Genomic DNA, 22991 nt, shown 5'->3' with positions numbered 1-22991 from the left:
AATATCGGACCAATTTTAACTTAGGTTGCGGTTTCAATCTGGTGCTCGACATAAGACCGGGACAGATCAAAAATCTGGCTTTGTTCAACAAGATAGCCCTTCATGCAATAAATCGCAAGTTTTACACTTCTGTCTTGTGCCTCATGGATAATTTTGATGCTGCCTCTGATGAAGATCTTCCGACATTATCCGATTTTTATAACCTGAAGGGCATCTGTTATAGATATTTGAATAATTTTGACGAAGCAGAACGTTGTTTTATCAAATCATTCGAGATCTGTAAAAATAATTTTAGCCCTGTCTTAAATCTCGGTAAGATGTCTGAAACACGAAATGATAATAGAAAAGCCGTTGAATATTTTTCCGCCGCGTTAAAAATAGCTCCGGAAAGCGGTGATATAAAGGAGCTCCTTGAAAATGCCAAAAATAAAAAATAAACCGCCAAAACTCCGCGCCTGGGGAAAACCGTCGCGCAAAGTGATGACCATGATTATTCCGTCGAAGAAGGATAAGGCTAAAAAAAGAACAAGAATAAAATCAGACCTGAGAAAAGCTTTAAGCTGAGTTCAACCCCATCGTCACTGCTCTTGTCTTAACAAGCTCGTCCGGCCCCCAGAACTGGATAGGCCCCGGACAGAGATAAGCATCTTCGACGGCCCATTTACCGCGTTCCTTTGCAAATTCTTTGAACGCAGGGGATGCAAGGTCCACAAGATATTTTGATATTACGATAACTTCTTTTCCTTTTCTTTCTTCTGCCGCCATCATCCCGGCTAAAGGGATGGCCAGAGCGTTCCATTTTTCAACGTCTTTTTCAAGGCCGTTGATGCTTACCATATATCCTGTCTTACCGCTGGCAACGAGAATGCTTGCCGCTCTTCCCAGGTTATACGTATACGCTGCATCGAACCAGGTCGGATATCCGCATCTCCCGTCATATCCGTAGAAATGCGTCTGGGTGGTCATCTTGAACTTATGGAGTTTTGAGCCGATCTCGTATCCTTTCTTCGAAAGTTTTTCCTGGCAGAGGTCCATCAGCAGGATATCGGACGCGATCTGCGAGACCTGGACATTGCCGTGCGGATCAAGCCCCGAAAGAAGCCCGTTCTGGACCGCGTGAGGGAGACCGGCGAATAATTTTTCATTCCCCTGGTCAAGTTCCACCATGACTTTTTCCCTTCTGTCCAAAAGGTGCATATTAATAAATTCATCGTTCCCGATCTTCACTATCGCTTTGTTGATGTCCGAGATCAATCTTTTGACCTCCGGAATGAACTCGACTATTCCTTCGGGTATCAGCACGATGCCGTAATCTTTGCCGGCCGCATGCCTTCCGGCTATCACTTCGCAGACATGGTCGACGACCTGCACGAGCGTCATTTTCTTTTCTTTGATCTCTTCACCAATGAGCGCGATGTTCGGACGCGTCTGGAAAGCTGTTTCAAGAGTTATCCAGCTGGCAGACCTGCCCATAAGCTTAACAAAATGCCATATTTTTTTACTTGAAGGAAGGTCCCTGCATATATTACCCACCATTTCGCTGTAGATCCTCGCCGCTGTGTAGAAGCCGAACGAGGTCTGCAGATAGGGGAGATAGGCAAGGTCCCCGTCGATCGTCTTCGGTATACCGATGACAACTGTCTTTGCGCCGCTCTTTTTCAGGAAATTAGCCAGATGCGCCGCATTAGTATTTGAATCATCACCGCCGATGATCAGCAAACCGTCAAGATCAAATTTATTAACCGTTTCCAGGCATTTATTAAGGCTTGTTTCTTTTTCAAATTTGGTACGGGAAGTGCCAAGCAGGTAAAACCCGCCCTGATTCCTGACGCTGTCGATGTCCTCATTTGAAAGTATCCTGCCGTCCGCTTTGAGAAGGCCGTCAGGTCCGTTCATGAAACCGATGATCTCGCTCTTTGGATCGATCTCTTTTAACGCGTCGTACAGGCCGACAACGACGTTATGACCGCCGGAGGCGGGACCTCCCGAAAAAAGAACGCCGACTTTTAAGGCTTTTTTTGCAATATTACCGCCTGTATTAAAAGTAAGAAGAGGATTATGAGCGATCTCGGAAAGATCTTTTTCCGCTTTTGAATGAATATCGAACTTCTTTCCCTCTGAAAGTTCTATCTTTGAGAGGTCTTTCAGCACCTCCAGCCTTTCAACCTTTTCTTTTTTCAACTTTTCGCATATAAGCTCGCCGATATTATTCATCTATCTTTACTTCCTTTCGTTTATTAATACTTTATTATTTTAGAAAATGACTCAGCTTCAAGACTTGCTCCGCCGACAAGACCGCCGTCGATATCCTCGCAAGACATAAGTTCCTTCATATTATCCGGTTTCACGCTTCCGCCGTAAAGGACCCTCGTTGAAGCTGATATTTCAGGACCGAAAATATCTTTAAGCAGTTTTCTGATGAAGGCGTGGACTTCCTGGGCCTGAGCCGGGGTTGCGGTTTTTCCGGTCCCGATAGCCCAGACCGGTTCATAAGCGATGACGATATTTTTCATCTGTTCGACGATCAAACCTTTTAGACCGTTCCTGACCTGTGTTTCGACCACTGAAAATGTCTTGCTCTCTTCCCTTTGTCCAAGCGTTTCTCCGACACAGACTATGGGTAGTAATCCGGCTTTAAGCGCAGCAAATATCCTCTTGTTTACCGTTTCATCCGTTTCGCGGAAATATTGTCTTCTCTCCGAATGGCCGATTATCACAAATTTACAACCTATATCTTTCAGCATATTCGGAGCAATTTCACCTGTAAAAGCGCCTTTTTCTTCCCAGAAAACATTCTGCCCGCCGATATTTACATTACTTCCTTTTGCCGCCTTTACAGCTGATTCAAGAGCTGTAAAAGTAGGGCATACCGCGATCTCCCTGTCTTTCACATCCGAGACCTTTGTTTTAAGCTCCTCTATCATGGAAGCTGCTTCCTTTGCCGTCTTGAACATCTTCCAGTTCCCCGCGATCAATGGTTTGCGCATGTAGTTTTGATCCTCCTGGTTTTAGTTTAGCAAAAATAGTGTGTAGTGGGTAGTGGGTGGTGGGTAGTGAATGTAGTATAATTAATATATGGACAGCAAAACAAAGATAATAGCTACACTGGGCCCTGTCTCTTTTTCAAAAGAGATGATAAAAAAACTTATTGATGCCGGGGTCGATCTTTTCCGCGTCAATATGTCGCACGAAGTGATAAAGGACGGCATACAGCTCGTCCAGACCATCAGGCAGATAAATAAATATATCGGGATCATAGTGGACCTCCAGGGGCCCAGGATAAGGACCGGAAAACTGAAGGGCGGCAGCACAGTATTAAAGAACGGTTCCGATCTTATCATCACTACAAAAGACATAGAAGGCGACGATAAACGGGTATCGACAGATTATAAAGAACTCCCTTCATTTATAAAGCCCGGGCAAAAACTTCTTATTGATAACGGGCTGTTGGAGCTTCAGGCAACGGGCGTCAGCAATACAGAGATACACTGCAAGGTCATAACAGGCGGGCGTCTGGGCGAACACAAAGGTATCAACATCCCGGGCGTGTCAATATTTAAAAAAGCCCTCACCGAAAAAGACAAAGAGGACATCAAGTTCGCCTGCTCGGCTCAGGCGGATTATATAGCTCTCTCTTTCACCAAGAACGCGCATGACGTGCTCGAGGCAAAAAAGATCTGCCAGGACTATGGATGTTCTATTCCGGTGATCGCCAAGATCGAGAACCAGGAAGCGGTAAATCACCTTGAAGAGATAATAGGCGTGTCCGACGCGATAATGGTCGCAAGGGGCGACCTCGGAGTGGAACTTCCGCCGGAGGACGTGCCTATCATACAAAAAGACATCATAAAAAAGTGTGCGAAGGCCGGAAAGCCGGTTATTGTAGCCAGCCAGATGCTCGAGACAATGGTCGAGAATCCCAGGCCCACCAGGGCGGAATCGACCGATGTCGCAAACGCCATATTCGACAGCACGGATGCCGTCATGCTCTCCGAAGAGACCGCCAGCGGGAAATATCCTGTTGAATCCGTCATTATGATGACCAGGATAATCAACAAAGCCGAAGAGGGGAGAGAGAGGCAATCTCATCTAAGGAAAATAGATATTAAGGATAGTATCTCACTCGCAGTGTCCCACGCGGCAGTACACACCAGCGAGGACGTCAGCGCTAAGGCGATAATTTCATTCACGTCCTCCGGATCAACAGCTCTCATGGTATCAAAATGGCGTCCTGCCTGCCCGATAATCGCCAGTGTAACATCGGAAAGGGCGGCAAGAAAGGTCTCCCTTTACTGGGGCGTCAAGGCCATAATAATGAAGGAATGCAAGACGACGGACGAGATGATCATTAACGTCGAAAAAGCAGTTCATGAACAGAAGCTGCTTCAAAAGGACGACCTCGTCATAATAACTGCCGGAGTACCGATCGGCCAGCCCGGGACAACTAACCTCATAAAAGTGCACAGGATAGGGTAGGACCTCCGCATTTTCACTCCAATTGACAGATCAGTCTTGACAGGTAAACATTTGTTTACTATAATGGATTTCACTACTAAAAAAGGAGGTATCTATCATGAAAGAGCTCACCGACCGCCAGAAGTCCGTTTTTGATTACCTGTCCGCTTTTATCGAGGAAAAAGGGTTTGCCCCGTCAATAAGGGAGATGTGCGTGGAGTTCAAGATAAGGTCTACAAAGGCCATACACAGCCATCTTAAGGCCCTTGAGGAAAAAGGATGGATCAAGAGGTCATCTAACGCAAGGAGCATAGAGGTCATCGGCAGAAAGAGGGTAATAAACCTGCCGCTTGTAGGACAGGTGGCGGCAGGCCGGCCTATCCTCGCTGTGGAAAATATAGAAGATACGATCCCTCTCGCCTGGGATTTTGCCAAGAACGCCCGCGACGGGTTTATCCTGCGCGTAAAAGGGGACAGCATGGTGGACGCGGGGATAAACGAAGGAGACCTTATTCTGGTAAAACCACAGCCGGACGCCGATAACGGGAATATTGTTGTCGCAATGATCGACGACGAAGCGACTGTAAAAAAATATTTCAAAAGAAGCGACCATATAGTATTGCAGCCGTATAACAGTAATTACGCGCCGATAAAAGTGAGCAAAAATTTCAGGCTGGTAGGGAGGGTGATGGGGCTGATAAGGAAATATTAAATACCTATTCGTTGCTTGCGGGAAGGATATATCTGGTGGACCTGCCGGCGCCCTGGCAGACGAGGATCTTTTTATCCGCCAGCATCGTCAGCTCAAGGTGGGCCGTCTTGTGCGAGATATTGAACATCTCTCTGTATTCTTTGTTAGATATAGTGCTGTGCTCGGTCACATAGTCAAGGATCCTTTTCTGGCGCTTGTTCAGCCCGTGGCCTGACCACGGACTTGTGATCTCCTGCTCCTCGCGTTCTTTCGCGGGCCGTGACAGCGAACCGTCCCTTATATAGCAGATATCATCGGTTTTATACGGTTTTTCGTCGCCTTCATGGATGGTTATGATCGCGATCTTCTGAGTGCCCCTGTTGAAAATTTCAACACCCGGGTTGATCTTGGGAACGCACCTGACATTGCCGACATTTGCGATCCAGTTAGAGAAGTTATCATCCGGGTCTATCCCGATAAGGTGTTTGTTCTTGTCATCGATGCCAAGGATAAGCCTTCCTCCGTCAGAATTTGAAAAAGCGACGAGTTCCCTGGCGATATCGTCATCTGAGGGTATATTCTTCTCGAATTCGACCGACTGGCCTTCACCCTGCTCGAGCAGTTCAACGATTTCTTCCCAGGTTGTCATGGCAATAATATATCACGGGAGTAGGTGAAATTCAACAAAAATACCTGCTCCTGCTACCGCCTTTTCACAGGGCAGTGTGGCGGACAGATTGCTGGGAATATTAGTGCTTGGCGGAATATAAATGGATAAATTATCGAATTTCTTATCATATCTGCTGAATTTTTTATTTCCTTCAAAATGTTATGTTTGCGGAAATATTGACGGCAAACCGTTCTGTTTTAGTTGTCAGAACAAAATAAAGTTTATTTGCGAGACAAAAGATAATACAACTTTTATTACGGAATATAGCGGCGTCATTAAAAAAGCGATCAAATGCCTCAAATTCAGAAAAAAGAGACGCATCGCGGAGGTCCTTGGGAATATTATCGCGGAAAATGCTCCCCGCGTTAAAGCGGACTGCATCATCCCTGTTCCTCTACATGAAAACAGGCATAAACAGAGAGGTTTCAATCAATCTGAAATGATCTCAGGTCCGCTGTCTGTTAAATTAGATGCACCTGTATATTCTAACGTGCTGATAAGGAAAAAAGAAACCAAGCCTCAATTCGGCCTTCACAAAAATGAAAGGCTCAAAAATATTAAGGGTGCTTTCAGCATGATCAACAGAGGAATGATATTCAATAAAAATATCATACTTATTGATGATATATATACAACCGGCGCCACTATCAATGAATGCAGCAAAACACTGCTCGACAACGGCGCTAAAAATGTCCGTTCTATCCTTCTTTCTAAAGCTGTACTTATATGTTTATCTAATTCTTCACCGCCCACTATCCGCCATATGATATAATTTCAACATCGGAGGGCAAAAAATGCAGATCAATATATCGTCAAAAGGCACGGAACTCTCGTCCGCTCTGAAAGATTACGCGGAAAAGAAGCTCACGAAGATAGAGCATTTTTTTCACAATATACAGAAGATCGAGATCGAGCTGGACGTGAACAAGATAAAAGAGGAGACCGAGAGGCAGATCGCAAAGGTGACAGTATGGGCTTCCGGGACAAAGCTTCACGCCACCGAGTCTTCCGATAATATGTACGCCTCAATAGACATGATAATCGACAAGATCGACCAGCAGATAAAAAAGTTCAAGGATAAGCTGATACACGAAAAAAGACGCGAATCCGCAAAGACAAAACAGATACTCCACGACAATATCATCAAGGCCGACGAAGGTTTGTGAACCGGCCTGGAACCCAGAGGCATAAATGCTCCTTAAACTGATGGCTCGTCTATTGGGGGTCTCTCCCGAGAAAAAAACCCGGCATCTTCACGCTGTCGTCCAAAAGATAAATTCATTTGAAGAGGATATGAAGAAGCTTTCGGACGAACAACTCGCCGGCAAGACAACGGAGTTCAGGGACAGGATCAAGAACGGTGAAACGCTTGACGAACTGCTGCCGGAAGCTTACGCGGCAGTAAGGGAGGCATCGGTCCGGACTACAGGACTGCGCCATTTCGATGTTCAGCTTCTTGGCGGTATCGTGCTCCATCACGGGAAGATATCGGAGATGAAAACGGGTGAAGGAAAAACACTCGTGGCGACACTGCCGATGTACCTCAATACCCTCACAGGAAAAGGCTGCCATCTGATAACGGTGAACGATTATCTTGCAAAACGCGACAGCGAGTGGATGGGGCCGATATATAAATTCCTCGGGCTGACTGTCGGTACTGTTCAAAACGATATGGACAATACAGACCGCAAAGCCGCATACGGCTGCGATATTGTTTACGGAACGAACAACGAGTTCGGGTTCGATTACCTGCGCGACAACATGGCCACGTCGATAAACGACTGCGTCCAGAGGGAACTCAATTTTGCCATCGTCGACGAAGTCGACAATATCTTGATAGACGAAGCAAGGACACCTTTAATAATCTCCGGCATGGTGGATGAAGACACACAGATGTATTATAAAGCCGACCAGACCTCGAGAAAGCTCCAGAAAGACCTTGATTTCACGGTCGATGAAAAAACAAAGAACGCCGTCCTGACCGAGACAGGCATAAAAAAAGTTGAAAAACTTCTTGGCCTTGCCTGCCTTTACGATGTGGAGAATATGGACCTGGCGCACAGCATCACGGAATCCCTCAAAGCGCATCATCCCTTCAAGAAAGATGTCGATTATATCGTTAAGGACGGTGAGATCATAATCGTGGACGAGTTCACCGGCCGCCTTATGACCGGCAGGCGCTTCAGCGAAGGGCTGCACCAGGCGATCGAGGCAAAAGAAGGCGTTCAGATCAGGTCTGAAAGCCAGACGCTGGCCACGATCACTTTCCAGAATTATTTCCGCCTTTACAAAAAGCTTGCCGGCATGACAGGCACGGCAATGACCGAGGAAGCGGAGTTCGGGAAGATATACAACCTCGAAGTCGTAGAGATACCTACTCATATGAAAATGGTCAGGACCGATCATTCCGATGTGATCTATAAAACGAAAAAGGAAAAGTTTACCGCTATCTCGAACGAGATCGTGGATTTGTATAAGATAGGAAGGCCCGTGCTCGTAGGGACCATCTCTATTGAAAATTCCGAGCTCCTTTCCGGGATCATGAAAAGAAAGGGGATCCCTCACCATGTCCTGAACGCCAAGCATCACGAAAAGGAAGCCGAGATAATAGCAAAAGCCGGCCAGAAGCAAGCTGTCACAATAGCCACGAACATGGCCGGAAGAGGAACGGATATCGTCCTCGGTGAAGGCATCGCGACCCTGGGAGGACTTCATATTATCGGGTCAGAACGCCACGAGAGCAGGCGTATAGACAACCAGCTGCGGGGCAGGAGCGGCAGGCAGGGGGACCCGGGGTCTTCAAGGTTCTATGTCTCGCTTGAAGACGATCTTATGAAGCTGTTCGGCTCCGACAGGATCAAGACGATCATGGAGCGGCTCGGAATGGAAGAGGGGACTCCCATCGAGCATGGCCTGATATCCCGCGCGATAGAGAACGCTCAGAAAAAAGTCGAGGAATATCATTTCTCCATGAGGAAACAGATACTGGAATACGACGACGTGATGAACAAGCAAAGGGAAGCGATCTACGGCATAAGACGCCGCATACTGGAAGGCGCGGATCTTACCGACAAAGTGCTGGAAATGATCTCAAGTTTCAGCCAGGACCTTGCAGACGCCCATTCTTCGCCGAAGATAAGGCATGAAGAATGGGACATGGAAGGCCTTGAAAATCTTCTAAAGGATACTGTCCCGTTCACCGGAACAGAACTTCAATTAAGGGATTACAAGAAACAGGAAGACCTGAAAGCGGGGATCGAAGCGTTCTTAAAAGAGACCTATAAAAAGAGGGTCGAACAGGTGGGCGCAGAAAATATCGAGGAGATCCAGCGCTTTGTGATGCTGAAGGTGATAGACGACAACTGGATAGACCAGCTGCATAACATGGACGCCCTAAGGGACGGCATCGGCCTGAGGGCCTGGGGCCAGAAAGATCCGCTTATAGAATATAAGATGGAGTCTTTCGGCATGTTCCAGGAGATGATGGCGAATGCCAGAAAAGAGATAATCAGCCTCATATTCAAGCTCCAGATAGTTCATGAAGTCGAGCCCGTAAAACAAAAGGCAAAGAACATCTCGTACGGAGCGTTTGCAGACACATCTTCCAGGCAGCAGCCCATATTGACAGGGGAAAAGACAGGAAGAAACGACCCGTGCCCGTGCGGCAGCGGGAAGAAATACAAAAAATGCTGCATGAAATAAAGACCGAAATAGAAGAGCTAAAGATAAAGGCAGGGGAGCTTAAAAAACACTTCGAGCTGGGGAAGCTGCTTGAAAGGCAAAAAGAGCTCGAGGCTGTGTCTTCAAAAGAGGGCATCTGGGATGATCCAAAGAACGCCCAGAAGATCTTTCAGGAATTAAAAGCGACAAACGACAAGATAACCATAATAAAGACTCTTGACTCAAAATTGGATGAGATAGAGACCCTTACCGATATAGCTGCCAAGGAAAACGATCTTTCAGTAGAACCCGAGATAAAAAAAGACCTTGAAGAGCTCAAAAAAAAGATGGGTGAGATGGAGATCTCCGCGCTGCTCGGCGGGGAGCACGACCCGTCAAACGCCATACTTGCGATAAACGCGGGTGCCGGAGGCACCGACGCGCAGGACTGGGCGCAGATACTGCTTCGCATGTATTCGAGATGGGCCCAGTCAAAAGGCTATGAGATCGAGATCGCCGATATATCATACGGAGAGCAGGCCGGCATAAAAAGCGCAGTGGTCTTTGTCAAAGGCCTTTACGCTTACGGATACCTGAAAGCCGAGACAGGGATCCACCGGCTTGTAAGGATGTCTCCTTTTAACTCTGACGGCAAGCGCCATACCTCTTTTACCGCTGTAGAAGTCATACCCGAAACAGGCCAGGAACTGAATGTCGAAATTAAGCCCGAAGACCTGAGGATAGACACTTTCCGCGCGGGAGGACCGGGCGGACAGAACGTGAACAAGACCAGCTCCGCAATAAGGATAACCCACCTGCCGACGGGGCTCATCTCCCAGTCGCAGGCAAGCCCGTCGCAGCACAGGAATAAAGAGATCGCCATGACGCTTTTGTTCGCGAGATTAAAAGACAGGCTTGAACAGGAACAGAAAGAAAAGATCGAAGAGCTCCGCGGCGAACAGAAACAGATCGCCTGGGGCAGCCAGATACGGTCATATGTTTTTGCCCCGTACCAGCTGGTAAAAGACCACAGGACAGGGGCTGAGACCGGCAACGTCCAAAAAGTGATGGACGGCGACATCGACATATTCATCGAGGCATTTCTAAAATCCAAACTATAATATGGTAATATATATAGTTATAAAAGGAGAAAAATAATGGAAAAAGACAGGGTGATACTTCCTCTCAGCGCGATACCGCAGAAATGGTACAATATTATGTCCGATTTTCCGGGCGAGCTGCCGCCCCCGCTCCATCCAGGAACGGGAAAGCCGCTCGGACCTGCTGACCTCGCGCCTTTGTTCCCGATGGCGTTGATCCGGCAGGAGATGAGCCCGGAAAAGTGGATAGAGATACCGGATGACGTTGTCGATGTACTTAAATTGTGGAGGCCAACGCCGCTCGTACGGGCAAGAAGGCTTGAAAAAGCGCTTAAGACAAAGTCAAGGATATATTATAAAAATGAAAGCGTAAGCCCGGCAGGCAGTCATAAGATGAACACAGCGGTAGCCCAGGCTTATTACAACAAGCAGGAAGGCGTAAAAAGGATAACAACCGAGACCGGGGCAGGGCAGTGGGGATCGTCCATCGCTTTCGGATGCAACGTGTTCGGAATGAAATGCACGGTCTATATGGTAAAGGTCAGTTACCACCAGAAGCCTTACAGGAAATCCCTGATGAAGGTCTGGGGTGCTGAAGTACATGCTTCCCCGTCTAATCTGACAAATGCCGGAAGAGGAATTTTAAAGGCTGACCCTGACAGCAACGGAAGCCTGGGAATGGCAATATCTGAAGCCGTAGAGGACGCAGCGACCCATGACGACGCAAGATACTCGCTAGGCAGCGTTCTGAACCACGTGCTTCTTCACCAGACCGTTGTCGGCCTCGAGACAAAGGAACAGCTAAAAATTGCCGGTGAAAATCCGGATGTCCTTATCGGATGTGTCGGCGGAGGCAGCAATTTCGGCGGCTTTGCTATCCCGTTCATATCCGAAAAGATGAAAGGGAAAAATATAAAGATGATAGCGGTAGAACCGTCCGCATGCCCGACCTTGACAAAAGGCCCGTATGCCTATGATTTCGGCGACACCGCTAAACTTGCCCCGATGGTAAAAATGTACACCCTCGGCCATGGTTTCATGCCCCCGGGCATTCACGCAGGAGGTCTGCGCTATCACGGCATGGCGCCCATACTTTCTATGCTGGTAAAAAAGAAATTGATAGAAGCGAAAGCAGTCAAGCAGACAACAGTATTCGAAGCCGCGGTCCTGTTCGCAAAGACCGAGGGAATCCTGCCCGCTCCCGAAACAGCGCACGCGATCAGAGCGGCTATCGACGAAGCTTTAAAGAACGAAGACAAATGCATCGTCTTTAACCTTAGCGGGCACGGTCATTTTGACCTTGCAGCGTACGACAATTATCTCGAGGGAAAGCTTGAGGATTTTGAATATCCCGAAGAGCTTGTCCGGGAGGCCTTGAAAGATCTTCCGAAGGTCTGATAAACGATGAAGAACAAAATAATTTTATATCTTCTTATCGCAATACTTGCTATTGGTGTCGCCGCCGGTGCTATAGAGGGCTACAAAAGGATAGTTGTCGAGGCAAAGAACACCTCGGTTGAACTCGCTATGGACCTCAGTGACATCAAAAAGATCTCCCTGCGCGACGGCCTCCCTGTAGATGCGGTTCTAAGACAGTTTAAAGACGCCGGTATAACATCGATAGCGCTGGCCGAAGATACTCTTGAAACTCTTGAACTTCAGGGAAAGCTTTCATGGCTTACCGGCTATGAACAGGACACTCTCCGGAATATAAGCAAGACCTATAAGATAAAAGGCAGACTTTCATCTTACGCAAAAAGTATAAGTAATCCGCTTTTAAAGACACCAAAAAGAGAGGCCAAACCAAATCCTTCGCTGAGCTACGCTATCACTGAAGACATGGATGTTTTAAACCGGATAAAGTCCCAGCTTGAGATCGTCCTCGGAAAAAGGAATGTAAGTCTGACAGTTCCTGATGAGCTTGAGATAACCGATGATGAAGAAGACCTGATGGAACTGGGGCTTGGAATATCACCGCAGGCTTTCAAATTTGTAATTGACCGCGGCTTTTTTGTCCTTCCGCGCCTGAAGAACAATTTCCGGCTTAACGGCAAGATCGTCCAAAAAAAACTGGAGATCCTTCGTTCCGAAGGGCCTTTCACTACGGTGATTTTTGACGGCGAAGAGGTTGCCGGCTATAAGAACAACATCCCCGGGGTCGCAAAAGCTATTATTTCATCAGGTATCAATTACGGCTATATCGAGATGGCCGAGCAAAAAGGGGACAGCGAACTTTTAAAATACCTGAGGACCGATATTATCAGGGTCCACAGCATCTCCGAGGACGAGATGCTTAAAAAGATGATAAAACAGGAGGCAATAGACCGTTTTGACCGCGCCGTGAACGAAAGAGGGGTAAGGCTTCTTTTCATAAGACCTTTCTATATCCCCGATGCCGGGAAGAACCTGACTTCAACGAACACTGATTATGTGAGATCCATACGGACCTTGATGCTTAAAACATCTCATTCCATCGGAAAGGCAGACAGGCCGGGATTGATAAGTCTAAAGGCTCCTTCCATGGTATTGTTGACGCTGGGTCTAAGCGCGGGGATCATCCTTTTGCTTTCTGTGTTATGGCAGGTCCCTCTGTGGTTTATATTGCTCGTCCTGGCAGTTTCGGTAATAAAACCGCTGGCTTTTAATGCGATAGGGGGGGCAGTGTTTTTTCAGAAAATGGCCGCTTTGTGCTGCGCGGTGGTCTTTCCGACACTCGCCATCACTTCCGTGTTTAAGATAAAGCAGATGGATAAACAGTTTTTCCCGCCGTTCGCAAAAGCCGTTCTCATGGTGATCTCAGTTTATTGCATAAGCATGGCGGGAGCTGTCCTGATAGTAGGCTTCTTGGCGGACACGATTTTCATGGTGGGCTCCCAGCAATTTACCGGGATAAAGCTGGCTTTCATTCTGCCGGTCCTGTTGGTCGCATTCTATTGCGCGGTCATCGAAAAGGATGAGATAAAAAGCCTGAAAGATGACCTGACGGAGTGGCTCAATTCACCGATAACTGTACTGGCCGTCATTGTAGCCGCAGTGCTTTTGGGCGTCGCCGCTCTCTACATATTGCGCAGCGGCAATTTCGGCATAGGCATATTGGACACCGAAAAACTCGCGAGGACATTCCTTGAGAAAATAATGCTGATAAGGCCGCGGACCAAAGAGTTCCTCATAGGATATCCGGCGCTGTTCCTGGGAGCCATCTACTTTTTGTCGGGCGGCAAAAAATGGCTGTGGCCTTTCCTTGTGATCGGCATGGTCGCACCTGTCTCAACGGTCAATACTTTCTGCCATGTGCATTCGCCGCTTTTGATATCGCTTATAAGGTCGGCATATGGCTTAATACTCGGACTCTTATTCGGACTGATCTATTACTGCTTATACCTGGCGGCAAAAAAGCTTATTAAAATATGAAGGTAGTCATATCCGGTTATTACGGCACAGGGAATACCGGCGATGAAGCAATTCTTGAATCTATCATCACCCGTCTAAAGAAGAGCAATCCAAAAATAAGGGCCACTGTTCTGTCCGCCGACCCGAGAGCGACCTCTAAAAAGTTCAATGTAAGATCTATAAGAAGGTTCTCCGTTTTTCAGGTTGTCAAAGAGATAATGTCCTGCGATACGCTTATCAGCGGAGGGGGAGGACTGCTGCAGGACATTACAGGGCCTTTGTCCATCCCTTATTATCTCGGGATCATCTGGCTCGGTCTGTTATTAAAGAAGAAGGTCGCGGTCATGGGGCAAGGTTACGGCCCCGTGAAAAGAACCGTCAACAAATGGCTTGTCAGGAATATTCTGAACAATGTCACCCTTATCACGGTAAGGGATTTCGGTTCTTTTGTTGCCCTTCAGAAAGACCGGGTGAACAGACCTTTGATGCTGATCGCAGCCGACCCGGCGTTCCTCCTTGAAAAAGGCAGCATCGAAGAACTCTTAAAGAAAGAAAATCTCGACCTTGGCCGCAAGCCTTTGGTCGGGGTCTGCATAAGGCCGCTCAAACACAGGTCTCCTGACATGTACATGAGGCTCGCTTCAGCGCTTGATCGTATAGTTGAAAAACATCATGCTAATGTCATTTTCATCCCTTTCCAGCAGCCCGTTGATGCCGATGAATCCGCAAACGTCGCTTCCCTTATGAAGCACAGGCCAGGGATCCTGGCGCAGGTGCACGAGGCAAAAGACCTGATGTGCCTGATATCAAAACTTGACGTCCTGATAGGCATGAGGCTTCACTGCCTGATATTTGCTTCGGTTTCACATGTTCCAATGATCGGAATAGACTATGACCCTAAGGTCGATAATCTGATGAAAGAGATCGACTGCCCGTTACTGGGGCTCAATTTCTCCGCCGATGATATGATAAGGGCTTTTGACGAGGTCTACGAAAATAGAGACCATTATGTCTCATTAATAAAAGAAAATGCCAAGATACTTATAAAGAGAGCAGAATTGAATTTCAGCGCTTTCTTCGAGTTCGCCGATACTATGAAAGAGATCTATCTTTTTGGGGTTAAGGTCAACAATATCGGCCTCGAAGCCGCGGCCGAAATGATCGAAGGATATATCCGCGGCAGAAAACCCCGCCTGGTACTCTCCACTAATCCTGAAATAATCATGGCGGCCCAGAAAGATACCGAGCTGCGTGAAATAATCAACTCGGCCGATATCGGCATTCCAGACGGTATCGGCGTCGTCGGAGCGGCAAAACTTCTTAATATGCCGCTTATTGAAAGGGTCGCAGGAATAGACCTCATGATAAGACTTTTGGAACTTTCAAAAGAAAAAGGATATAAAGTCTTTTTACTCGGATCTGCTCCGGGAGTCGCTGAAAAGGCCGTAAAGAAACTTCAAGGCGTCAATGTGGTCGGAACGCTTCACGGTTATTTCAGGGATAATGAGGAGAAGGACGTAATCCGCGGGATAAAAGCATTAAGACCTGATATACTTTTCGTCGGTCTCGGCGCTCCAAGGCAGGAAAAATGGCTGGCAAAACATTATAAAGAGCTCGGGATACCCGTCAGCATGGTCATCGGAGGGAGCCTTGATGTAATATCAGGCAGGGCAAAAAGAGCTCCTGAAATAGTCCGCAAGATCGGGCTGGAATGGCTTTACCGCCTGACTAAAGAACCCAAAAGAATAAAAAGACAGGCAAATCTCGTAAAATTCATAGGACATGCAATAAAGCACAGGTTGCTGGGATCAAGTTTTAAGGATTAAGCGCTGGCTGTGTTATAATACTTCTGAAATGCCCCGCAAAAAGACAAGACCTGTAAAAGTCGGGAACGTGACGATCGGAGGCTTATCCCCTGTATCTGTCCAGTCGATGACAAAGACCTTCACGAGCGATGCCGAAGCTACCATAAAACAGATCCAAATGCTCGAAGAGGCGGGATGCCAGATAGTGCGCGTCGCCGTAAAAGACGAGGCCGACGCCAATGCTCTCGGGATAATAAAGCGTTCCATTTCAATACCTCTTGTCGCAGACATACATTTTGATCATAAATTAGCCCTCACGGCCCTTGAAGCGGGGATCGACAAGCTGAGGATAAATCCCGGCAATATCGGTGATATTGAAAGGATAAAAGCCGTCGTCTCTTCGGCCAAAGAAAAGAAAGTTCCCATAAGGATAGGCGTGAACAGCGGCTCGCTTGATAAGGAAATATTGAAAAAGCACGGGCACCCTACAGCTCAGGCCCTTGTGGAAAGTGCTTTAAAACACGTTAAAATACTTGAAAAGCTGAAGTTCAGTGATATCGTCGTTTCAATAAAAGCCTCCGACGTGCCAAAGACGATCGAAGCTTATCAGATACTTTCAAAGAAGGTCGATTATCCTCTCCATGTCGGGATAACCGAAGCAGGCATCCCCAAAACGGGGATCATCAGGTCTGCAGTCGGGATAGGTTCTCTTTTGTCGCAGGGCATCGGGGATACGATAAGAGTTTCTCTTACCGGAAGCCCGGTTGAAGAAGTCAGGGTCGGTTTTGAGATACTAAGATCGCTTAATATGTTCAACAAAGGGGTAACGATCATCTCGTGCCCGACCTGCGGCAGGCTTGAATATGACATGGAGCATGTCGTCAAAGAGATCGAAGAAAATACAAGGCATATAGAAGTTCCGCTTAAGATCGCCATAATGGGCTGCGTCGTGAACGGTCCGGGAGAAGCTGCAGAAGCCGACCTCGGACTTGCAGGAGGAAAAGGGCAGGGGATGATCTTTAAAAAAGGTGAGCTGATAAAAAAGGTCAGAGAAGAGGATATGGTATCAGAGCTGCTCAGAGAGATCGAGTCAATGGCATATAAACTGTAATTAGTTTTGAAGCCTGAACCCCATTTGGATAAGTTGATTTATTGATTGGCCTTTTAAAAAGATCGGCAGGTCATAGTATGTTTTACCGGCCTCTTCGGCGTCGAGGAAGGTTTTGACTGTGCGGCCGAATCCTCTTGCCTCCATCCTGTCTTTTCCAAAACGGTCCAAGGCAGTTAATATCTGGGGATGCTGTTCCATATCCTTTTCGGCCCCTAAATAGACCGGGAAGAATAAAAAACTATCCGGGTCTAAAAGCAGGAAATCATCCGCATTTGAATCGCCAAGCCCAAGGACAGCACCGTTTGGATTCAAGGCGGCCAGTTCTTTTTCAATAACATCTCTCTTTTTAATCCTGGCAACTTTGGCATAAGCGCCTCCGCCTGAAAAAGAGTAATTATCCTCAGGGAGTATAATGCCTTCCGCCTCTAATACTGATCTCGCAAATTTATCAACACCATCACCGTTCGGAGCTTTTGGGCTATGGAAAATTAATGCCAATTCGCTTCCAAAGGGCCAGAACCTCACAGCTTCGATCCCAGTAGCCTTCCTGACAACAGCTTCAATTGCTTTTAAATCAACTGAAGAATCCAAAGACCTTTTAAGATCACCTCTCATGAACCCATTCAAGCATATTCCCTTAACCCTTGCACAGAACCCGCCCGCTAAAGCAACCGCGATCTTGAAGTTAATATCATCTGGAATAAGATTTTCTTTATCTTCGGTCATTTGCTCTGTTCCGGACCCGGTAAAAGTCACTTTCCCTTTCCCGGAAATATAATGTATTTTGAGATGCGGCATCATTTCAATGGACCTAAGTCTTTGAAGACTATTGAAGACCGGTTCAGCGACCCTTCTTTGAATAGATTCCCTTGAAAAATCAAGCCCTGCATATTGAGGGTGGTAAGGGCTGCCGCTGATAAGATGAACATCTTTACCCATAAGCAGGCTTCTTACTAATTGAACACGGTTGGAACCCTGTATCCTTGATATTCCTGTGCTGATTGCTGTGCGGTCAATATCTGAGATCAACATCGACAGACGGACACTTGCTCCGGGATTAAAATGCTGGGGCAATACTATATTATGCCCTGTTGGGTTTCTTAATTCATATCTATTCATTGAAGGACCCTCTATTTTATTATCGAAATAATAATCATCAGATTTCAGCCATATGTTATAATTATCCTGCAAGGAGAAAGTAATGATCGACCGATACACTCTTCCAAAAATGGGGGCCATATGGAACGAGCAGGCCAAGTTCCAGAGCTGGCTTGACGTTGAGTTGGCCGTATGCGAGGTCTGGTCTGAGCTCGGCAAGATCCCCGGCAAGTCCCTCGAAAATATCAGGAAAAATGCATCTTTTTCGATCGAGCGGATAAATGAGATCGAGAAGATAGTCGACCACGACCTGATCGCTTTCACCACGTGCGTCGCCGAAAAAGTGGGGGAGGACTCCCGCTATATCCACATAGGACTGACCTCTTATGACGTGGAAGATACGGCGCTTTCCCTGCGATTAAAAGCTTCCTCTGACATCATCATAGAGGATATTGAAAAGACTATAGTGGCACTAAAAAAACGGGCTGGAGAGAACAAGGGCACGATGATGATGGGCAGGACACACGGGGTCCATGCCGAGCCAATAACTTTTGCTTTCAAACTCTGCGTATGGATAGCTGAGATGGAACGTAACCTTGAAAGGATGAAAAAGGCAAAGGAGTCAGTAAACGTCGGCAAGATATCCGGCGCCGTGGGGTCTTATGCCAACCTTGAACCGAAGATAGAGGAGATGGTATGCAACAAACTGGGACTTAAGCCCTCTCCCGCCTCTACCCAGGTGCTCCAGAGGGACAGGATAGCGGAGTACATGGCGACCCTCGCCTTGATCGCCGGCTCATTGGAAAAGTTCGCGACCGAGATAAGGAACCTTTCAAGGACCGAGATACTTGAGGTAGAGGAGCCGTTTAAAAAGGGACAGAAGGGTTCGTCCGCAATGCCTCATAAAAAGAACCCTATAATATCCGAACGCATAACAAGCCTTGCAAGGGTGATCAGGGGTAACTGCCTGGCTGCAATGGAAAATATTCCCCTGTGGCACGAAAGGGACCTTTCCAACTCGGCAGGGGAAAGGATCATCATCCCCGACTCGAATATCCTTATCGACTACATGCTGAACAAGTTCACCTCTTTGATGGACGGGCTTGTCGTGCATCCCGAGAACATGCTCGCCAATATTGAAAGGTCCGGAGGGATCGTCTTTTCACAAAGGATCCTGTTGACCCTTGTAGACAGCGGCCTGACCCGGGAAGATGCGTACAAAATCGTCCAGGCATGCGCCATGGAAGCCAGGTCAAAAGGCAGGCCAATGAAGGATGTCTGCATGCAGGACAGCGAGCTCCAAAAACATATACCAAAAGACAAGATCGAAGGTCTGTTCGACCTGAACTATTTCACCAGGAATCTTTATGCCGTCTACAAGAGATTCGGCCTGTGACACTCCAGATATGGGGGCACCATATATAGCGCCGATTATGATATCTATGCCTTGCAGTGTATTTAAACGGTTTTAAAAGGCTTAAGAGGAAGGGCTGAAAGGTTCAAAGTGACCAAAGGGGTGATGAATAAGGCTTAATCGTCACCCATATCGGAACACCGGTTTTTAGCTCTTAAAATATATTTGACAAGAAGGAGAAAAGGATGTATCTGGTAAAAGTTTTTGTGAGGCACAAGAAAGGGATACTTGATCCGCAGGGCAAGACGATAAAGGACGCCCTTCACGCGCTCAAATACACTAGCGTGTCCGAGGTTAAGATCGGTAAACTGATAGATATAAAGATAGACGCTAAAAGCATAGAAGACACAAGGCACCAGGTGAGCGAGATGTGCAAGAAACTCCTGGCAAACCCCGTGGTCGAACAATACACCTTCGAGATCGAGGAAATCTAGGATGAAGGCAGCCGTAATAGTGTTCCCAGGAAGCAACTGCGATTGGGACTGCTACCATGTCGCGAAGAAGGTCCTTAACGCCAAGACAGACCTCGTGTGGCATGAGGAAAGCAGCATAAAAGGCTATGACCTTATAATCGTCCCGGGCGGGTTTTCCTACGGGGATTACCTCAGGTCAGGCGCAATAGCCAGGTTCTCGCCGGTGATGAACTCCATAATAGAATATGTAAAGAAGGACAGGGGGCTGGTGCTCGGGATATGCAACGGGTTCCAGATACTTACCGAGGCCGGACTTTTGCCGGGAGCGCTCCAGAAGAACAGGCACCTCAAGTTCCTCTGCAAGAACGTCAGTATCCGTGTCGAGAACGCCAAGACACCCTTCACTAATAAATGTAAAAAAGGACAGGTCCTGACGGTACCGATAGCCCATTTTGACGGCAATTATACTGCCGATAAAGAGACCCTTGCTAAGATCGAAAAGAAAGGGCAGGTAGTGTTCCGCTACTGCAGCCCGTCCGGTTCAGTGTCAGCAAAATATAATCCCAATGGTTCAATGAACAATATAGCCGGTATCTGCAATGAAGCTCGCAATGTTCTGGGTATGATGCCTCACCCGGAAAGGGTGACGGAAAAGGTCCTCGGCTGCGAGGATGGCGTGTATATATTCAGATCGATACTTAATTCCTGATCTGGTAATACTACTATCGGTTTTAATTATCTTGATAGGGTAGGAGGAAAAATAAACCCTGTTCTAGATCAAGGAGCAAGACAGGTTTATGCAACAGAGGATGTCGGATCGTCTTCATCATTTCCCGATAATTGATTAATAAGGTTCTTATTGAGTTTTTTCATCTTATCATTAATATCTTTCACTTCATTCTGCAAATAATCATCCATCCACTTTTTTTCATCAGCATCGACTGTTCCATTTTTGTTAATATCAATATATATTCCAAGGTTACCAGTTGTCATTTTTTCTTTCCTCAATTATCTATCGTTGCCACTATCAAATAACTTGCACTGATAATTATCATAAAAAACACGGTTCCACAAATAATCCATACACATACCCCCCTTACCATAACTTGACATAAGATATATTATGCGACGCTTATGGTTTGCCCTTGTGGATATCTATATAATGTATGGCTGCAGGTCTTTCGGCCCATACTCAGGCAGCGGAGAACATGGCTGATTTAGGCCCTTTTTAAAAGATTATGCAGAAATAGGACGAAATAGAGGCTAAATGACTCAAAAAAGCCATATTTAAACGCTTTTATAGGCACGTTATTTATCGATTTGATGCATATTTGTATCAATGATATCAATAACTTTTAACTTGCAGGGAAAATCAATCTGTTGGATAAGATCTGAGTGCATTCGGCATCGCCAGGCCTGTATTTCAAGGCTTCGGTCAAATTTTCTTTTGCTTTTTCAAGATCCCCCATTTTAATATACAATTTTCCGAGATTGAGCCTTGGGGTATACGTATAATCATTTACATCGCTCAGAAACATTGCCGTTTCATTTGGCTTTGATATTTTGGCCGTTTCATACATAGTTACCGCCTGATGGTATTTATATTCCATCTCCAAAGCGTTCCCGATAATGATATATGCCGCTGCCAGCAGATTATTATATTCCAAAGCTTTATACCCGAACTTTATGGCTTTTTTAAGATCTCCGTTCTTGAGATAATTTGCAGCTAGTTTCGTAAGTGCCATCTCTTTAAGGTCATTTGTTCCCCTGTTGAGTTTTAAATATTTATTAATGTATTTTGTACTTGATTTGATATTTGTTTCATTCATCCCTAAATAAAACAGTGCGTTGCTGTTGTCGTGCTTGTCTTTCAGCATCCTTTTTAGTATTTTTTCATTCCTTTGCTCCTTATTTTCAAGCGCCACGCTATCCGTATAGCCTTCATGTATTATCTTCAGTGGAAAATATGATACGAGATACCTTTTTGGGAATTTTAATACTTCATGCACTTTGTTCTTAAACTTTACCTTGTAGCCATTTTTTATTACCCTTATTGAATGGGCTTTTTGTCCGGAATTGCCCGACATCTCGACCGGCAGATGGAGTGCCGCACTTTCACAGTATCTCAGAAATTCTTTCAGATCGGCACCGCAGTCTTTCGATACTACATCGTCGGCATCAAGCCAGAGTACCCGCTTACAGCTAGCATTCTTTAATGAAAGATTTCTTGCATCTGAAAAATCGTCTTTCCATCTGTACTTAATCACCTTGGCACAATTTTCTTCCATAACATCCATTGTTTTCGGATCATTTCCATTCCATACGACCACAAGTTCGTCGTACATGCCCTTTGCACTTTCAAGACATTTTTCAAGCTCTTTATATTCATCTTTTACAATCATGCACAGCGATACCGTAGCTTCTGTCTTTGCATCCTCTATCATCAGCCCTAAAGTCTTTTCTTTAGAATTGTTCCTGAGCATGCGCTGATATTCTTTTGCTGCTTTTCTATCATATTGTTTTACCTTTGAAACGAATCTGACTCTTTTTGCATTTGTTTCGAATATATCTTCTATTAATCTAATATATACGTTCTTAATAGAGATCTTATCAATGTATGCCGGAATATAACCCCCGAATTCACACTGCCCTGCATCTCCCAGCCCCTCATCAGGCCTGTTATTCCTGATTAATCTGGCTGTAAGAACATCCTGTTCCTTACCCGCAATCGTATCTCTGAATATCCCAGCTCTGGTCCTTATCTACCCCTTATCGCACCTGAACTCTTTTTTAGAATCCCATAATGTCCTCACAAAAAATCTGAAACCCTGAGCAGAATTATCATCCAATAACACAGGCATCTGGTCTTTTGCTTCCTCTCCTAGTATCTCTCCTTCGTTCAAGAACAACATCCATTTTGTCCGTTCTTTTTTCACCATTTTATAAAGATATGCCTTTGGCTCTTTATTGACGCCGGCTGTTGAGACTAATGAAACATTTAATCCTTTTTGTCGCCAGCTATTGGCCGTTCGCGCTGTGATCGTGGAATTCTTATTAGATGTGTTCAATATTATAAAATTATTACAGAAATCCGAGTAAGCACTCAATGAGTAATCCAGCCATTTTTGGTCGCCTTTATAGAGTAAACCTGTTGTTATATCCATTTGTCCTGACATATAAGTAT

At 46.2% G+C, this 22991-nt stretch carries 22 protein-coding genes; 15 read left to right on the top strand and 7 right to left on the bottom strand.

What is annotated here, in order from left to right; all coding sequences use genetic code 11:
• Both NTZ10_03600 and NTZ10_03595 read left to right on the top strand, forming a co-directional pair.
• The coding region (locus tag NTZ10_03600) for a tetratricopeptide repeat protein (protein ID MCX5749313.1) at nucleotides 1–437 on the top strand (437 nt) is incomplete at its 5' end.
• Complete coding sequence (locus NTZ10_03595; GenBank protein ID MCX5749312.1) at nucleotides 418–564, top strand: hypothetical protein; 147 nt, start codon at nucleotides 418–420, stop codon at nucleotides 562–564. The genes NTZ10_03600 and NTZ10_03595, both read left to right, overlap by 20 nt.
• On the opposite strand, the gene NTZ10_03590 is transcribed toward NTZ10_03595, so the two are convergent.
• Nucleotides 556–2214, bottom strand: coding sequence for a diphosphate--fructose-6-phosphate 1-phosphotransferase (locus tag NTZ10_03590; GenBank protein ID MCX5749311.1), 1659 nt, complete (start codon nucleotides 2212–2214; stop codon nucleotides 556–558). The genes NTZ10_03595 and NTZ10_03590 overlap by 9 nt on opposite strands.
• Before the next feature lie 23 nt (nucleotides 2215–2237).
• Nucleotides 2238–2987, bottom strand: coding sequence for a triose-phosphate isomerase (tpiA, locus tag NTZ10_03585; protein ID MCX5749310.1), 750 nt, complete (start codon nucleotides 2985–2987; stop codon nucleotides 2238–2240).
• 88 nt (nucleotides 2988–3075) lie between these two features.
• On the opposite strand from tpiA, the gene pyk reads away from it, so the two are divergent.
• Together pyk and lexA are read left to right on the top strand one after the other, a co-directional pair.
• Nucleotides 3076–4476: a pyruvate kinase gene (pyk, locus tag NTZ10_03580; protein MCX5749309.1), complete on the top strand. Its 1401-nt coding sequence runs from the start codon at nucleotides 3076–3078 to the stop codon at nucleotides 4474–4476.
• A 97-nt stretch (nucleotides 4477–4573) separates the two neighbouring features.
• Nucleotides 4574–5167, top strand: coding sequence for a transcriptional repressor LexA (gene lexA / locus NTZ10_03575; GenBank protein MCX5749308.1), 594 nt, complete (start codon nucleotides 4574–4576; stop codon nucleotides 5165–5167).
• Between the two features lie 4 nt (nucleotides 5168–5171).
• On the opposite strand, the gene NTZ10_03570 is transcribed toward lexA, so the two are convergent.
• Nucleotides 5172–5795, bottom strand: coding sequence for a putative DNA binding domain-containing protein (locus NTZ10_03570; GenBank protein MCX5749307.1), 624 nt, complete (start codon nucleotides 5793–5795; stop codon nucleotides 5172–5174).
• 121 nt (nucleotides 5796–5916) lie between these two features.
• On the opposite strand from NTZ10_03570, the gene NTZ10_03565 reads away from it, so the two are divergent.
• Genes NTZ10_03565 through ispG form a run of 8 tightly spaced genes read left to right on the top strand, consistent with a single transcriptional unit; the run spans nucleotide 5917 to nucleotide 16882 of the window.
• Nucleotides 5917–6588: a ComF family protein gene (locus NTZ10_03565; protein ID MCX5749306.1), complete on the top strand. Its 672-nt coding sequence runs from the start codon at nucleotides 5917–5919 to the stop codon at nucleotides 6586–6588.
• A 22-nt stretch (nucleotides 6589–6610) separates the two neighbouring features.
• Entirely contained in the window at nucleotides 6611–6982 is a 372-nt protein-coding gene (gene raiA, locus NTZ10_03560; protein ID MCX5749305.1) for a ribosome-associated translation inhibitor RaiA, read from the top strand.
• Nucleotides 6983–7007: 25 nt separating this feature from the next.
• Nucleotides 7008–9518 carry a preprotein translocase subunit SecA gene (gene secA, locus NTZ10_03555; protein ID MCX5749304.1) on the top strand — a complete coding sequence of 837 codons (2511 nt, stop codon included), beginning with the start codon at nucleotides 7008–7010 and terminating at the stop codon, nucleotides 9516–9518.
• The gene (gene prfB / locus NTZ10_03550; protein ID MCX5749303.1) at nucleotides 9503–10597 is read left to right on the top strand and encodes a peptide chain release factor 2; all 1095 of its coding nucleotides are present in this window, start codon (nucleotides 9503–9505) and stop codon (nucleotides 10595–10597) included. Before secA ends, prfB begins: the two co-directional genes overlap by 16 nt.
• 36 nt (nucleotides 10598–10633) lie before the next feature.
• Nucleotides 10634–11974 (top strand): TrpB-like pyridoxal phosphate-dependent enzyme, encoded by a 1341-nt coding sequence (locus NTZ10_03545; GenBank protein ID MCX5749302.1) that lies wholly within the window; start codon nucleotides 10634–10636, stop codon nucleotides 11972–11974.
• Nucleotides 11975–11980: 6 nt separating this feature from the next.
• Entirely contained in the window at nucleotides 11981–13987 is a 2007-nt protein-coding gene (locus NTZ10_03540; GenBank protein MCX5749301.1) for a DUF5693 family protein, read from the top strand.
• On the top strand, nucleotides 13984–15792 hold the full coding sequence (gene csaB / locus NTZ10_03535) for a polysaccharide pyruvyl transferase CsaB (GenBank protein MCX5749300.1): 1809 nt from the start codon (nucleotides 13984–13986) through the stop codon (nucleotides 15790–15792). Before NTZ10_03540 ends, csaB begins: the two co-directional genes overlap by 4 nt.
• A gap of 28 nt (nucleotides 15793–15820) precedes the next feature.
• Nucleotides 15821–16882, top strand: a complete 1062-nt coding sequence (ispG, locus tag NTZ10_03530) for a flavodoxin-dependent (E)-4-hydroxy-3-methylbut-2-enyl-diphosphate synthase (GenBank protein MCX5749299.1) — start codon at nucleotides 15821–15823, stop codon at nucleotides 16880–16882.
• Here the strand turns inward: ispG and NTZ10_03525 are convergent, their stop codons facing one another.
• Entirely contained in the window at nucleotides 16883–18073 is a 1191-nt protein-coding gene (locus tag NTZ10_03525; GenBank protein ID MCX5749298.1) for a hypothetical protein, read from the bottom strand.
• Between the two features lie 10 nt (nucleotides 18074–18083).
• Here NTZ10_03525 and purB point away from each other — a divergent pair, with 10 nt between their 5' ends.
• From purB to purQ, 3 genes are all read left to right on the top strand, one after another.
• Nucleotides 18084–19376, top strand: coding sequence for an adenylosuccinate lyase (gene purB, locus NTZ10_03520; GenBank protein ID MCX5749297.1), 1293 nt, complete (start codon nucleotides 18084–18086; stop codon nucleotides 19374–19376).
• Between the two features lie 203 nt (nucleotides 19377–19579).
• Entirely contained in the window at nucleotides 19580–19828 is a 249-nt protein-coding gene (purS, locus tag NTZ10_03515; GenBank protein ID MCX5749296.1) for a phosphoribosylformylglycinamidine synthase subunit PurS, read from the top strand.
• Nucleotide 19829: 1 nt separating this feature from the next.
• Nucleotides 19830–20516, top strand: a complete 687-nt coding sequence (purQ, locus tag NTZ10_03510) for a phosphoribosylformylglycinamidine synthase subunit PurQ (protein ID MCX5749295.1) — start codon at nucleotides 19830–19832, stop codon at nucleotides 20514–20516.
• 86 nt (nucleotides 20517–20602) lie between these two features.
• On the opposite strand, the gene NTZ10_03505 is transcribed toward purQ, so the two are convergent.
• From NTZ10_03505 to NTZ10_03495, 3 genes are all read right to left on the bottom strand, one after another.
• Nucleotides 20603–20815, bottom strand: coding sequence for a hypothetical protein (locus NTZ10_03505; GenBank protein ID MCX5749294.1), 213 nt, complete (start codon nucleotides 20813–20815; stop codon nucleotides 20603–20605).
• Between the two features lie 347 nt (nucleotides 20816–21162).
• Complete coding sequence (locus tag NTZ10_03500; GenBank protein ID MCX5749293.1) at nucleotides 21163–22290, bottom strand: glycosyltransferase; 1128 nt, start codon at nucleotides 22288–22290, stop codon at nucleotides 21163–21165.
• Between the two features lie 279 nt (nucleotides 22291–22569).
• Nucleotides 22570–22983, bottom strand: a complete 414-nt coding sequence (locus tag NTZ10_03495; GenBank protein MCX5749292.1) for a hypothetical protein — start codon at nucleotides 22981–22983, stop codon at nucleotides 22570–22572.
• Nucleotides 22984–22991: the final 8 nt, after the last annotated feature.

This window comes from Candidatus Saganbacteria bacterium (genome assembly GCA_026387835.1).
Taxonomy (GTDB): Bacteria; Margulisbacteria; WOR-1; order JAKLHX01; family JAKLHX01; genus JAPLKZ01.
This window is presented reverse-complemented; position numbering and strand designations above follow the sequence as displayed.